Source organism: Pseudomonas sp. WS 5532, from assembly GCF_012985445.1.
Classification (GTDB): domain Bacteria; phylum Pseudomonadota; class Gammaproteobacteria; order Pseudomonadales; family Pseudomonadaceae; genus Aquipseudomonas; species Aquipseudomonas edaphica.
In genome coordinates this window covers 593,795-607,198 of record NZ_JAAQWK010000001.1, presented here as the reverse complement: position 1 = coordinate 607,198, position 13,404 = coordinate 593,795, and the positions used below count along the sequence as shown (strand labels likewise).

Annotated in this window: 13 protein-coding genes; 3 read left to right on the top strand and 10 right to left on the bottom strand. The window is 60.0% G+C overall.

Going from position 1 to position 13,404, the window contains the following annotated elements:
* Positions 1-207 precede the first annotated feature (207 nt).
* Complete coding sequence (ppc, locus tag HBO23_RS02865) at positions 208-2,835, bottom strand: phosphoenolpyruvate carboxylase (RefSeq protein WP_169985358.1); 2,628 nt, start codon at positions 2,833-2,835, stop codon at positions 208-210.
* A 184-nt stretch (positions 2,836-3,019) separates the two neighbouring features.
* Between ppc and HBO23_RS02860 the strand changes: the two genes are divergently transcribed.
* The 3 genes from HBO23_RS02860 to HBO23_RS02850 all read left to right on the top strand — a co-directional run bounded on the left by HBO23_RS02860 (position 3,020) and on the right by HBO23_RS02850 (position 4,912).
* Positions 3,020-3,364, top strand: a complete 345-nt coding sequence (locus HBO23_RS02860) for a pilin assembly protein (protein ID WP_099548541.1) — start codon at positions 3,020-3,022, stop codon at positions 3,362-3,364.
* Between the two features lie 281 nt (positions 3,365-3,645).
* Complete coding sequence (locus HBO23_RS02855) at positions 3,646-4,071, top strand: DUF4398 domain-containing protein (RefSeq protein ID WP_017137109.1); 426 nt, start codon at positions 3,646-3,648, stop codon at positions 4,069-4,071.
* A 55-nt stretch (positions 4,072-4,126) separates the two neighbouring features.
* Entirely contained in the window at positions 4,127-4,912 is a 786-nt protein-coding gene (locus HBO23_RS02850; RefSeq protein WP_056857564.1) for an OmpA family protein, read from the top strand.
* A 50-nt stretch (positions 4,913-4,962) separates the two neighbouring features.
* Here HBO23_RS02850 and HBO23_RS02845 read toward each other — a convergent pair whose 3' ends face one another.
* From HBO23_RS02845 to HBO23_RS02805, 9 genes are all read right to left on the bottom strand, one after another.
* Positions 4,963-5,136 carry a hypothetical protein gene (locus HBO23_RS02845; RefSeq protein ID WP_157786501.1) on the bottom strand — a complete coding sequence of 58 codons (174 nt, stop codon included), beginning with the start codon at positions 5,134-5,136 and terminating at the stop codon, positions 4,963-4,965.
* 118 nt (positions 5,137-5,254) lie between these two features.
* Entirely contained in the window at positions 5,255-5,581 is a 327-nt protein-coding gene (locus HBO23_RS02840) for a hypothetical protein (RefSeq protein WP_069786226.1), read from the bottom strand.
* Positions 5,578-6,483: an alpha/beta hydrolase gene (locus tag HBO23_RS02835; RefSeq protein WP_170036434.1), complete on the bottom strand. Its 906-nt coding sequence runs from the start codon at positions 6,481-6,483 to the stop codon at positions 5,578-5,580. Before HBO23_RS02835 ends, HBO23_RS02840 begins: the two co-directional genes overlap by 4 nt.
* A gap of 174 nt (positions 6,484-6,657) precedes the next feature.
* Positions 6,658-7,935: a flavohemoglobin expression-modulating QEGLA motif protein gene (locus HBO23_RS02830; RefSeq protein WP_017137104.1), complete on the bottom strand. Its 1,278-nt coding sequence runs from the start codon at positions 7,933-7,935 to the stop codon at positions 6,658-6,660.
* Positions 7,936-7,956: 21 nt separating this feature from the next.
* Positions 7,957-8,517, bottom strand: a complete 561-nt coding sequence (locus tag HBO23_RS02825) for a hypothetical protein (RefSeq protein WP_138453144.1) — start codon at positions 8,515-8,517, stop codon at positions 7,957-7,959.
* A 57-nt stretch (positions 8,518-8,574) separates the two neighbouring features.
* On the bottom strand, positions 8,575-9,291 hold the full coding sequence (locus HBO23_RS02820) for a TetR family transcriptional regulator (protein ID WP_138453145.1): 717 nt from the start codon (positions 9,289-9,291) through the stop codon (positions 8,575-8,577).
* Between the two features lie 162 nt (positions 9,292-9,453).
* Complete coding sequence (lysS, locus tag HBO23_RS02815; protein ID WP_017137101.1) at positions 9,454-10,956, bottom strand: lysine--tRNA ligase; 1,503 nt, start codon at positions 10,954-10,956, stop codon at positions 9,454-9,456.
* Positions 10,957-11,027: 71 nt separating this feature from the next.
* Positions 11,028-12,123 (bottom strand): peptide chain release factor 2 gene (gene prfB, locus HBO23_RS02810; protein ID WP_096236834.1). Its coding sequence is split into 2 segments (ribosomal slippage): positions 11,028-12,050 and positions 12,052-12,123, totalling 1,095 coding nucleotides; the frame shifts between segments, so codons are not numbered across the junction.
* Between the two features lie 233 nt (positions 12,124-12,356).
* A complete protein-coding gene (locus tag HBO23_RS02805; protein ID WP_017137099.1) occupies positions 12,357-13,358 on the bottom strand; it encodes a PleD family two-component system response regulator in 1,002 nt (333 codons plus the stop codon).
* Positions 13,359-13,404: the final 46 nt, after the last annotated feature.

Sequence of the window (13,404 nt, the reverse complement as noted above, 5' to 3'; positions counted from 1 at the left end):
GTCCTGGCCGATCAAACGGCCAAAGGCTGATCAAGATACACAGCGGGCTCTATCCATACAAGCCGCCAAAAGTCGCAAGAACCGCGCCCGCCATGCAGTCATAGGTAGGGTGTGCCTGAGTGCAACCCCGCCTCCTAAACGCCGACCGCCCGTTTCCGGGCGGCCGTCGTTGTTTATCTGCAAGCCATTGAGAACACGCAGAAAACCTCAGCCAGTGTTGCGCAAACCGGCGGCAATACCGGCTACAGACACCAGCAGCGCCTGTTCCAGAGGGCTGTCCTGCGCCGCCTCCTGCTGGCGCGAGCGTGCCAGTAATTCGGCCTGCAACAGGTGCAGCGGGTCGAGGTAGGTGTTGCGCAGGCGAATGAACTCAAGCGTGTCCGGGCTATGGGCCAGCAGTTGCGACTGGCCGGTCAGGCCAAGTACCACGTCGCACGCCTGCGACAATAGGTCGCGTAAGTGCGCACCCAATGGCAGCAGGTCCGGCTGCACCAAACGCTCGTCATACAGCCGCGCAATATCGGCATCTGCCTTGGCCAGTACCATCTCGAGCATATCGATGCGGGTGCGAAAGAACGGCCATTGCTCGCGCATCTGGCCGAGCAACTCACCTTCGCCACGCTCCAGCGCCTTGCTTAATGCCGCTTCCCAACCAAGCCAGGCGGGCAGCATCAGGCGGGTTTGGGTCCAGCCGAAGATCCACGGAATCGCGCGCAGGCTCTCGATACCGCCCGCACGGCGCTTGGCCGGGCGACTGCCCAATGGCAAGCGGCCCAGCTCCTGCTCGGGTGTGGACTGGCGGAAGTACTCGACGAACTGCGGATTTTCCCGCACCACGGCGCGGTAAGCACTGACACCGTCTGCTGCCAATTCATCCATCAGATGCCGCCAGGCCGGCTCAGGTGGCGGCGGTGGCAGCAGCGTGGCTTCGAGCACGGCAGCCAGATAAAGGTTGAGGTTCTGCTCGGCAATGTCCGGCAGGCCGAACTTGAAGCGAATCATCTCGCCTTGTTCGGTCGTACGGAAACGCCCCGCCACCGAGCCTGGCGGCTGCGACAGGATCGCCGCATGCGCCGGGCCGCCGCCACGGCCAACGGTGCCGCCGCGACCATGGAACAACAGCAACTCCACCTGTTGCTCGCGGCAGATATCCACCAGCCGTTCCTGCGCCCGGTACTGTGCCCAGGCAGCGGCGGTGGTGCCGGCGTCCTTGGCCGAGTCCGAATAGCCGATCATCACTTCCTGTGGGCCTTGCAAGCGCGCGCGATAACCCGGCAATTGCAGCAGACGCTCCATCACCGGCCCGGCGTTATCCAGGTCGGCCAGGGTTTCAAACAGCGGCACCACGCGCATCGGCCGTTGCACGCCCGACTCTTTAAGCAACAGTTGCACGGCCAGCACATCCGACGCGGCACCCGCCATGGAAATGACATAAGAACCGAGTGATGCAGCCGGTGCGGCGGCGATTTCCTTGCAGGTGTTCAACACTTCGGCGGTGTCTGCCGACGGTTTGAAATAACCCGGCAGCAGCGGTCGGCGATTGGTCAGCTCTTTGCTCAGGAAGCTGATGCGCGCTTCTTCGTCCCAGTCTTCATAACGGCCCAAGCCCAGGTAATCAGTGATTTCGGTCATGGCCGCCGAGTGACGACTGGAATCCTGACGCACGTCCAGGCGCACCAGGAACAAACCGAAGGTCACGGCACGGCGCAGGCAGTCGAGCAACGGGCCATCAGCGATCACGCCCATGCCGCACTCATGCAGCGACTGGTAGCACAGCTCCAACGGGTCGAGCAGGTCGCGGTTGTTTTGCAACACATCGGCAGGCGCAGGCGTGCTGGCGGTCAGTGAGGTATGCGCCCATTGGCGCGTGGCGCGCAGGCGTTCGCGCAGTTGCTTGAGCAAGGCACGGTAAGGTTCGACGCTATCACCAACCTTGGCCTGCAATGCAGGGCTGGCCTGCTGCATCGACAGCTCAGAGGCCAGATGATCGACATCTCGCAGGTACAGATCCGCCGCCATCCAGCGCGCCAGCAGCAACACTTCGCGGGTGACCGGCGCGGTGACATTCGGGTTGCCGTCACGGTCGCCGCCCATCCACGAAGCAAAGCGGATCGGCGCCGCCTCAAGTGGCAGGCGCAGGCCGGTGGCGGCGTGCAAGGCCTGGTCGGCCTTGCGCAAATAATTGGGAATGGCATGCCACAGCGAATGCTCGATCACCGCAAAGCCCCACTTGGCTTCGTCTACCGGCGTGGGCCGGATGCGGCGGATCTCTTCGGTGTGCCAGGCTTCGGCGATCAGCCGCTGCAAGCGCTGGCGGATCTGCTCGCGCTCGGCGCTGGTGAGGTCGCGGTGATCCTGCAACGCCAGTTGTGCGGCAATCGCATCGTATTTCTGGATCAAGGTGCGGCGCGCCACTTCGGTCGGGTGGGCGGTGAGCACCAGCTCAATCTCCAGGCGCGCCAACTGACGGGCCAGGGACTCATTGCTGTGACCTTCGCTTTGCAGGCGCGCCAGCAACTCCGGTAACACGCGAGACTCGAAGGGCGCTGGTTGCGATTCATCGCGCCGATGGATCAGTTGGTACTGCTCGGCGATATTGGCCAGGTTGAGAAACTGGTTGAAGGCCCGGGCCACGGGCAGCAATTCATCTTCCTGTAACTGATTGAGGCGGGTGCTCAGCTCATCGCCAGCACCTCGTCTGTCAGCCTTGGCGCCTTTACGGATCTGCTCGATCTTGTCGAGAAAAGCATCGCCGTACTGTTCTCGAATGGTGTTGCCCAGCAGCTCACCCAGCAGGTGAACATCCTCACGCAAGCGTGCATCGATATCACTCATCAGCCAATCTCCAGCCAGAAATCCGGGACGCGCAGGCCTTCCAGAGTGCCGCCCGCGTCAGTTTCTGACAAGACACTTTAAACCTTGCGACTTGCAGCTAGTCTCAACAGTGAGTCGTCGTGTTACCCACGCAGGCGACTGGACACCCATCACCGCCTGCCATCGCGGGCTTATTGAGGTTGCCATGAAAATTCGAGAACTGGCCCAACATTGGGAAGAGAACGCCAAGGGTCGCCTGACCAAAACCGAGTACGCGATCCACTTGGACGTCGAGTCCGCTGCGCGCCTGGCCGCTATCGCCGAGATGTACCCCAAGCGCAGCACCGAAGAATTGCTCGGCGAACTGATCGGCGCGGCCCTTGAAGAGCTGGAAGCGAGCTTCCCCTACATCAAGGGCCAGCATGTGATCGCCACCGATGAAGAGGGTGACCCACTGTACGAGGACGTCGGCCCGACGCCGCGCTTTCTGACTCTGTCACGCCGCTATCTGCATGATTTATCAGCCACCGCCGATAAACAGCAACACTGACAAACCTTCGACACCCCCGTTTAACCCCTGTATTCCGGGCCTCACAGAGGCTCGGAGTACCTCTGCGCAACGCGAAAGTTCAAACTTTTAAACGCTGACCAAACAGTCAGATATTTTTTTAGGCAAATCGCCATCTCCGCTGAACTTTTGAAAAAACGCTCCGGTCACAGCCAGTAAGCCATCACTTGGAACGGCCGTTTGAAAGGGCATTTGGTGCTTTACCGCCGGGCCTGCAACCGCCAACCGATGAAGTGGATTTTGATTTTTTCAGGAGTTATCCAATGGAGTTGAAGACGATGAAGACCAGCACTGCCAAATCCTCGTTTAACCATCTGCGCGGGCTGAAATTGGCCGCGCTGGCAATCGGCACCAGCTTCGTTCTGGCGGGCTGCGCCGGCAACCCGCCGACCGAGCAATACGCCGTGACCCAGTCCGCCGTAAACAGCGCAGTCAGCGCCGGCGGTACCGAGTACGCAGCGGTAGAAATGAAGTCGGCCCAGGACAAGCTCAAAGCTGCTGAACTGGCCATGCACGACAAGAACTACGACAAAGCGCGTCAACTGGCTGAACAAGCCGAGTGGGATGCCCGTGTCGCAGAGCGCAAAGCCCAGGCTGCCAAGGCTGACCAGGCTGTGAAGGATTCCCAGAAAGCTGTGCAGGAACTGCGTCAGGAAGGCATGCGCCCGGCTGTTATCAAACAGCAATAAGCCGCCGCCACTGATTGCACTGCACCCGATATCGAATTGAAAGGACGACACGACTATGCGTAAACAATTGATGATCCCTGCCCTGCTGGCGATGAGCGTTGCTCTGGCGGCGTGCTCCACCCCGCCGAACCAGAACCTGGAAAACGCACGGACCAACTTCTCGGCCCTGCAATCCAACCCGCAAGCCACCAAGGTAGCGGCGCTGGAAACCAAGGACGCGCAGGATTGGCTGGACAAGGCTGACAAGGCCTACCGCGACAAGGAAGACGAGAAGAAGGTCGACCAACTGGCCTACCTGACCAACCAGCGCGTTGAAGTGGCCAAAGACACCATTTCGCTGCGTGAGTCCGAAGCCAAGCTGAAAAACGCCGGTGACGAACGTGCCAAGGCGCTGCTGCAAGCCCGTGATGCACAGATCAAGCAACTGCAAGACAGCTTGAACGCCAAGCAGACTGATCGCGGCACCCTGGTGACTTTCGGTGACGTACTGTTCGCCACCAACAAGTCCGACCTGAAATCCAGTGGCCTGGTGAACATCACCAAACTGGCTCAGTTCCTGCGCGACAACCCGGACCGTAAAGTGATCGTCGAAGGCTACACCGACAGCACCGGTTCGGACTCGTACAACCAGAGTCTGTCCGAGCGTCGTGCCGCTTCGGTACAACGTGCACTGGCTCAACAAGGCGTGGATATCTCGCGCATCGTGACCCAGGGTTACGGCAAGGAATACCCGGTTGCCGACAACGGCAGCGTTTCGGGCCGTGCCATGAACCGCCGCGTTGAAGTGACCATCTCCAACGACAACCAGCCAGTCAAGCCACGCTCTTCCGTTGCTAACTGATTGATTGACGCAGGATGAAAAAACCACCGGAAACGGTGGTTTTTTTTGCTTCAGAATTGGATCTGACGGTTGCTGTCGTCGCCGCCCGCCAGCTCGAACTCCGTGCGCCGCCTGGTTTCGTCCTGCTCCTTTTGGGAAAGCTCTGCGTCCCACTCGCTGAACTCATCCAAACTTTGCTGCGCCCGGGCCATATCCAACATCCTGTCTATCGCAGCAATATTCACCGTAACTCTCCCTTGGCTGGCCATTCATAAGTTATCCATCAGCAGCGCTGACAAGCCCTTAAGTGGCATCCTACGGAATACGGTTCCAGATATTTCAGTATCGCTGCATTGAAGCGCTTTACTCTTGAAGTTGCGGGGTTTCCTGGCCCATGCAACGCACGGCTTGTTTCTTGTTATTGACCAGTACGCCGCTCAAGCCTTTCTGTTCGGTATCAAACATCACCAATACGCCATCAATGCATTGCGCCACCTGCGCAGCCGGAGTCAGCGAGACCTTGTAGTCCTCGCCCGGCACGGTCTTGAGCAGGGTGAAGTCGCTGAGCAACAAGGCATCTTCCGGCTTGGCGAAGTGCAAGTAGCCGTAAAACCACAGGCAGCCGACGGTGCCGATGATGGTGCCGATGCCGGTGAGGATCAGCGGGATCATGTTGCGTTCTTCGCTCATTGCGGGCTCTCTGATGAATCAACTTTAGGAATAGGGTAATTCGGTATCTCGCCCAGGCGGCGCAGGCCATTGAAGTGCTGCGGGTCGTCCAGATAGCGCAGCATCACGGTTTGCCAGGTCTTGTCGGCGAAGGTCTGCACATGGCCGCCACGGGTCAACTGCAACACCCTCGGCGGCGGCGCGGCCTGATACAGGCGAATGCCGTTGGCCACCGGCACAATCGGGTCATCCAGGCTGTGGAACAACAGCTTGGGCACGCCGGTAAGCTGGGGCATGGCATTGATCGCACTGTCGGCGTCGGGCACCAGCCACGACAGCGGCACCTGAAACGGCCATGTTAACCAGGAGGTGCTGAGGGCGAATTGTCCTACATCACGATAACTGGCGGGCACGCCGTCCAGGACCAGGGCCTTGAGCTGGGCTTGGCGCTGCGGGTGTGCCGCCAGGTAATGCACCGCCAGCGCACCGCCCAGGCTCTGGCCCAACACGATCAGCGGCTGGCCTTGGGTTTCAGGGGCCTTGTCGATCCAGCCGAACGCGGCATCAATGTCCTGATACACCGCCGGCAAGGACGGCTTGCCTTCAGACAGGCCATAACCGCGATAGTCCAGCAACAGCACTTGATAGCCCTGCTCCGGCAACCACCAGCTGCCACCCAGATGCCAGGCCAGGTTGCCGCCATTGCCGTGCAGGTGCAGCACCGTGCCTTTGAGCGGCACACCGGGTTTGGCCGGCAGCCACCAGGCATGCAGCTTTACGCCGTCGGCGGTGGTGAGGGTGACGTCGCGATAGGCCAGGCGGGCTTTTTCCGGCGTGAATGGCAGGCCGGGTTCGGGGTAGAACAGCAGTGAGCTGCAGCCGTTTAAAGTGAGTAGCAGGCAAAGAATGCCGAGGATTCTCATCCGTTGAAGCCTCGCTGATAGGTTGTACTCATTTCTCAAGAACCAATGAGATCAAATGTGGGAGCTGGCTTGCCTGCGATAGCGGTCTTTCAGTTAAAACAGCGGTGACTGATACACCGCTATCGCAGGCAAGCCAGCTCCCACCTTTTTGATTCGGTTGTGTCAGGGAAATCTCTACAGGATATTCGAGTAATCCGCCTCGATCCGGTCCAGGCTCAGGTGGTTGAGGAAGTTGGAGAAGCACATCCACGCCGCCAGGGCGTTCATGTCGCGAAACTGCTCGGGCAGGTACTTGGGTGGCACCACCAGGCCTTCGTCGACCAGTTGGCGCAAGGTGCGCATGTCTTCCAGGGTGGTCTTGCCGCAGAACAGCAGCGGCACTTGTTCCAACTTGCCTTTGCGCACGGCCAACTGGATGTAGTTGTAAACCATGATAAAGCCCTTGAGGTAGGACAAATCCTTGGTAAACGGCAGACCGGTCGGCGTCGAACCACGGAACACGCGGCTGGCATTGCCGTAGCTTTCGGCCATCTCAAAGCCTTGCTCGCGGAAGAACTCGAATACCTGCAGGAAGTCGGCGCCCTCTTCGACCATATGGATGGCACGGGTGCGGTTGGTCAGTTTGCGCAGGCGACTGGGGTAGGAGGCAAAGGTGATGATCTCCATCAGAATCGCCAGGCCTTCCTGGGTCACCGTTGACGAGGGCGGCCCTTTGGACAGAAAGGTGCAGATCGGCTGGTTCTGGCCATTGAGCGTGGTGCCGACGTGCACCAGGCCTTCGTGCACTTCCAGCGCGCGCACATCACGCTCGTTGAACATCGCGTCGGCGCGGATCTTGATGTAGTCGGCGCCCGCCGCCGCATCGGCGACGATACCGTCGGACTCGAAGACGCGGATGGTCTCTTCGGCCTCACCGAACACCTTATTCAAACGGGTTTGCAGCAAGGCCACGGCATGCTTGGCCGTGAGCGTCTTGGCTTCGTCCTTGAGGTCGCCACGGCCGTCGATCTGGTTGAGGTAGTCAGACATCATCAGGCCCAGGTCGGCCAGCGTCGGGTCACCGGCGTGGAACGCGTCCGAGGCGGCGCCGTAGAGTTCCTGGGAAATCAGGCCGAAGTCCTCGGTGCCCCGCGCTTCGAGCATGCGCACCACCATGCGGTACTCGCGGCACATGCGGCGCATGATCTGCCCCACCGGGCTGAACTGGCCGAGGCGGCGGGTGATGTCGCGCTCGATGTTCTGGAACTCCAGCTTCACCGCGCTGGAGTCAAACGACAGCGGCCGGCCCAGGTAGTAATCGCGGTCCACGGCCGGCATGGCCTTGCCCTTGGCCTTGAGAAACCCCTGGCGAATGTTCTCGTCCCACTTCACGGCGTCGAGGACGCGAATCGGTGTTTGTGCCAGCACAATGCGATCGGACAAGGTGCGTATCGTCTGCTGGTAATCGTCCACCCGGTGCTTCCTCTTTAAACGTTATTTGCCCGCGCGCCGGTAGCGCACGGCTTCAACGAACACATCGGCATTGGCCGGGTCATCCAGATAGGCAAATACCTGGTCCATGGGGCTGTCGACCCGCACGCCGTCACCTTCGACGGTTTCCACGGTGCTGCCGCGCAAGGCATTTTGGCCTATGGCTTGATGGATCTGCTCAAGGTCGAGGTTGTAGACCACCAATTCACGCGTTTTGTCGCCCTTACCTTCAAAGTCAAAACCGGCCAGGAAGTAATTGCCACCCAAGGCCGCCGGCAACGGCGCAGAAAGGTACCAGCGGTTGCCATGGCGCGACACCGTAAACAGGTACTCATCACGCTGGCCCGGCTTGGCTTTAGGGTAGCTCACGGCCTTGTAATGCTGCTGATCGACACGGGTGATCTGCAGATTCAGCGGTTCGCCCCAGGCGTTTTTACTTGACCAGTGGCCGAGCAAGGCGTCGGGCGCGGCTTCACGGGCCGCCAGTGGATCCTTGAAGGTGACCAGGCAACCGCTGAGCAGCAGGAAGGACAAGGCGATTGCAATGACACGCCAGGCTTTCATTGGGCACCCCATCAAGTGTGGGAGCTGGCTCCCACATAAAGCAGATTGCGCACGGGGCTAGACCGAGGCCAACACCAAATGCATGTAACGCTTGAGAATCTCAAGCATCTCTTCACCCGTCAGAGGCTCAGGGCCGCCGAGCAGGCCCTGATATTCCATCCGACCGATTATCGCCGTCAACACTCTGGCATCCTGTTGCGGCTCGCGGGAACCCAATACCTGGAAAAACTGCCCGGTGCCCTGCAACAGAATCTGCTGGTGCGAGCGCACCAGCTCAGCCAGGCGCGGGTTAAGCAAGGCTTCCTGGCGAAAGGCCTGTTCGGCCATCAAGTGTTCGCGGCGATTGGTCAGTTGGCGCATCACGTAGTCGGCGGTCAGCCGTGCAATGTCATCGGCCAGTTGTGAGCGTGACTGCGAGCTGCCATCGCCATAGGCGACCATCTCGCGCAGCAGGCCTTCATTGCGCACCCACAGCTTGCCCATGAAGGCAGCGCTGCGCTCCACGTATTGGGCGAAGGTATCGGTGAGCAGGTCATCAATGTCCTTGAAGTAATAGGTGGTGGCCGACAACGGCACGCCGGCCTCTGCTGCCACCGCGCGATGGCGCACACCGCGTACCCCATCACGCACGACGATGCGCATGGCCGCATCGAGAATGTCTTGCCGGCGTTGCTCGCTGCCTCGACGGCTGGCCTTGCGGCCCTGGTACTGGACACTATCAGCCACGGCAGCAGCAATGCCGGCGGCGCCTTCTTGAGCCATTACGCGGTTCACGACAGATCTTCCTTTAATGAGTTATGCGGAGCGTCACGGGCTGCATTCCTGTGCAGAGCGTGGGAACGCTCAGCGCGTGCCTCTTGGCGCCGTTCTGCTGACGGCTGAATTCGTCACACAAAAAAGCCGCCTTATAAAAGGCGGCTTCGGATTTCGCTACGGTTACGCTTGTGGCCGCATGTGCGGGAACAAGATCACATCGCGGATCGACGGCGAGTTGGTCAACAACATCACCAACCGGTCGATACCGATACCTTCACCGGCGGTCGGCGGCATGCCGTATTCCAGGGCGCGAACGAAGTCGGCGTCGTAGTGCATCGCCTCGTCGTCACCGGCGTCCTTGTCGGCCACCTGGGCCATGAAGCGTTCGGCCTGGTCTTCTGCATCATTAAGCTCGGAGTAGGCGTTGGCGATTTCGCGGCCGCCAATGAACAGCTCGAAACGGTCGGTGACGTTCGGGTTGTCATCGTTGCGACGTGCCAGCGGCGACACTTCGAACGGGTACTGGGTAATGAAGTGCGGCTGTTCCAGCTTGTGCTCCACCAGCTCTTCGAAAATCATCACCTGCAGTTTGCCCAGGCCTTCGAAGCCCAGCACCTTGGCGCCAGCTTTCTTGGCGATGGCGCGGGCCTTGTCGATGTCGGTCAGGTCGTCAGCGGTCAGCTCAGGGTTGTACTTGAGGATCGAGTCGAACACCGACAGACGCACGAACGGCTCGCCGAAGTGGAACACCTTGTCGCCGTACGGCACGTCAGTGCTGCCCAGTACCAGCTGCGCCAGCTCGCGGAAGAGCTCTTCGGTGAGGTCCATGTTGTCTTCGTAGTCGGCGTAGGCCTGGTAGAACTCCAACATGGTGAATTCAGGGTTGTGACGGGTCGAGACGCCTTCGTTACGGAAGTTGCGGTTGATCTCGAACACTTTCTCGAAGCCGCCAACCACCAGGCGCTTGAGGTACAGCTCCGGCGCGATACGCAGGAACATTTCCAGGTCCAGCGCGTTGTGGTGAGTTTCGAACGGTTTGGCTGCGGCACCACCGGGGATGGTTTGCAGCATCGGCGTTTCCACTTCAAGGAAGTCACGCGCCATCAGGAAGCTGCGGATGTGCGCAATCACTTGCGAACGCACGCGGAAGGTCTGGCGCACGTCTTCGTTGACGATCAGGTCGACGTAGCGCTGGCGATAGCGCTGCTCGGTGTCGGTCAGGCCGTGGTGCTTGTCCGGCAGCGGGCGCAGCGACTTGGTCAGCAGGCGCACGCTGGTCATTTCAACGTAAAGGTCGCCCTTGCCGGAACGCGCCAGGGTGCCTTCGGCGGCAATGATGTCGCCCATGTCCCAGGTTTTCACCGAGGCCAGGGTTTCTTCAGGCAGGGTTTTACGGTTGACGTACACCTGAATGCGACCGGTCATGTCCTGGATCACCATGAACGAGCCACGGTTAAGCATGATGCGACCCGCCACCTTGACCGGGATTGCAGCCTCTGCCAGCTCTTCCTTGGTCTTGTCCGCGTACTGTTTCTGCAAGGCATCGCAGTAGTTGTCACGGCGGAAGTCGTTCGGGAAGGCATTACCCTTGGCGCGCTCGGCAGCAAGCTTTTCCTTGCGCAGGGCGATCAGGGAGTTTTCTTCCTGTTGCAGGGCTTGCGGGTCGAGTTGTTGGTCGCTCATGTCTTTTGAAATTCCATCACAGGTTCGTTGCCCCCACCGGTGGCAGGGGACTTAAGGTCTTGGCTGACGGTTTACAGCCCCGATTTCAAGCTGGCTTCCAGGTATTCGTCGATATCACCGTCGAGCACCTTGTCGCAATCGCTGCGTTCGATGTTAGTGCGCAGATCCTTGATCCGCGATGCATCAAGCACATACGAACGGATCTGGTGGCCCCAGCCGATATCCGACTTGGTGTCTTCCAGCGCCTGGGAAGCGGCGTTGCGCTTCTGCATTTCCTGCTCGTACAACTTGGCCCGCAGCATTTTCATGGCGGTGTCCTTGTTGGCGTGCTGGGAACGTTCGTTCTGGCAGCTGACCACGGTGTTGGTCGGTACGTGGGTAATACGCACCGCCGAGTCGGTGGTGTTTACGTGCTGGCCACCGGCACCGGAGGAACGGTAGGTGTCGATCCGCAGGTCGGCCGGGTTGATCTCGATTTCCACCTTGTCGTCGATCTCTGGCGAGACGAAAACGGCGGAGAACGAGGTATGGCGACGGTTGCCGGAGTCGAACGGGCTCTTGCGCACCAGGCGGTGTACGCCGATCTCGGTCCGCAACCAGCCAAAGGCGTATTCGCCCTTGATGTGCACGGTCGCGCCTTTGATACCGGCGACTTCACCGGCCGACAGTTCCATGATGGTAGCGTCGAAACCGCGTTTATCCGCCCAGCGCAGGTACATGCGCAGCAGGATGTTGGCCCAGTCCTGGGCCTCGGTGCCGCCGGAACCGGCCTGGATGTCCAGGTAGGCGTTGTTCGGGTCCATTTCGTGGCTGAACATGCGGCGGAATTCAAGCTTGGCGAGGTTTTCCTCGAGACGGGCCAGCTCGGCGACGACATCGCCCACTGCGCCTTCGTCGTTTTCTTCGACAGCCATGTCCAGCAGGTCGCGGCAATCGCCCAGACCGGTGTTCAACTCGTCGAGGGTGTCGACGATCTGCGCCAGCGCAGCACGCTCGCGGCCCAGTTCCTGGGCGTATTCAGGTTTGTTCCAGACAGCCGGATCTTCAAGCTCGCGATTGACTTCGGTCAGACGCTCATGCTTTTGATCGTAGTCAAAGATACCCCCGAATAGTTTCGGAGCGCTCGGACAGGTCCTTGATGGTGTTAAGGATCGGGTTGATTTCCATGGCGGGCAGCACTCGTTGGCGAACTTTTGAAAGCCGACGAGTATAACGACAAACCGGCGCTAACGGCAGCCCGCTTGGCGAAAAGGCGGGGTTGTTGACGATCTCCAGAACGATTGAGATCAAATGTGGGAGCTGGCTTGCCTGCGATAGCGGTGTATCAGGTACAGATGTGGTAACTGACAGGCCGCTATCGCAGGCAAGCCAGCTCCCACAAGGGTTCGGCGGTGTTCTGCTTACTCGATACCGACCTGATTGCGCCCGTTATGCTTGGCCGTGTACAACCCCTTGTCCGCCGCCATGATCAACTGCCGACAATCCGTACCCTGCAACGGCGTCATGGTCGACAGGCCAATACTGATGGTCAGGCTCGCCCCTTCTGCCGGGGCAATGTGCGGGATCTTCAGCCCCGCAACCGCCATGCGCAGCTTCTCGGCCACCAGGCGCGCACCGCCCGGCGAGGTATTGGGCAGCACCAACGCAAACTCTTCACCGCCGTACCGCGCCGGCAAGTCCGAAGGTCGGCTGCTGGCTTCACGGATGCTCGCGGCGACTTTGCGCAGGGCTTCATCACCTTCGACGTGGCCAAAGCTGTCGTTGTAGGTCTTGAAGAAGTCCACATCGATCATCAACAACGACAGCTGGGTCTGGTCACGCATGGCACGGCGCCATTCCAGCTCCAGGTATTCGTCAAAGTGGCGGCGGTTGGACAGCCCGGTGAGGCCATCGGAGTTCATCAGCCGCTGCAGCACCAGGTTGGTGTCCAGCAATTGCTGCTGGCTCACACGCAGCGCGCGGTACGCCGCATCGCGCTGCAACAGCGTCATATACGAGCGCGAGTGATAGCGAATGCGCGCCACCAGCTCGATGTTATCCGGCAGCTTGACCAGGTAATCATTGGCTCCGGCCGAAAACGCCGCGCTCTTGATCAGCGGGTCTTCCTTGGTCGAAAGCACGATGATCGGGATATTCGCCGTGGCCGGGTGGTTGCGGTATTCGCGCACCAGTGTCAGGCCATCAAGACCGGGCATCACCAGGTCTTGCAGGATCACCGTCGGTTTGATGCGGATCGCCTGGGCAATCGCCTGATGCGGGTCGGCGCAAAAGTGAAAGTCGATGTTTTCTTCGTGAGCCAGGCCGCGCCGCACAGCTTCGCCGATCATGGCCTGGTCGTCGACCAGCAACACCATGGCAGCGTTTTCGTCGGTCTTGATGTCGTCGATCTGTAAATCATTCATGTGCAGTCACCTGAATTACTTTCCTGCAAGCCGGCACTGCGAGAGG

Excerpts from the sequence above, each read along its gene's own strand:
- HBO23_RS02835 (WP_170036434.1), bottom strand. The coding sequence starts at position 6,483 with ATGAGAATCCTCGGCATTCTTTGCCTGCTACTCACTTTAAACGGCTGC.
- ppc (WP_169985358.1), bottom strand. The coding sequence starts at position 2,835 with ATGAGTGATATCGATGCACGCTTGCGTGAGGATGTTCACCTGCTGGGT.
- HBO23_RS02840 (WP_069786226.1), bottom strand. The coding sequence starts at position 5,581 with ATGAGCGAAGAACGCAACATGATCCCGCTGATCCTCACCGGCATCGGC.
- HBO23_RS02825 (WP_138453144.1), bottom strand. The coding sequence starts at position 8,517 with ATGAAAGCCTGGCGTGTCATTGCAATCGCCTTGTCCTTCCTGCTGCTC.
- HBO23_RS02850 (WP_056857564.1), top strand. The coding sequence starts at position 4,127 with ATGCGTAAACAATTGATGATCCCTGCCCTGCTGGCGATGAGCGTTGCT.
- lysS (WP_017137101.1), bottom strand. The coding sequence starts at position 10,956 with ATGAGCGACCAACAACTCGACCCGCAAGCCCTGCAACAGGAAGAAAAC.
- HBO23_RS02805 (WP_017137099.1), bottom strand. The coding sequence starts at position 13,358 with ATGAATGATTTACAGATCGACGACATCAAGACCGACGAAAACGCTGCC.
- HBO23_RS02860 (WP_099548541.1), top strand. The coding sequence starts at position 3,020 with ATGAAAATTCGAGAACTGGCCCAACATTGGGAAGAGAACGCCAAGGGT.
- HBO23_RS02855 (WP_017137109.1), top strand. The coding sequence starts at position 3,646 with ATGGAGTTGAAGACGATGAAGACCAGCACTGCCAAATCCTCGTTTAAC.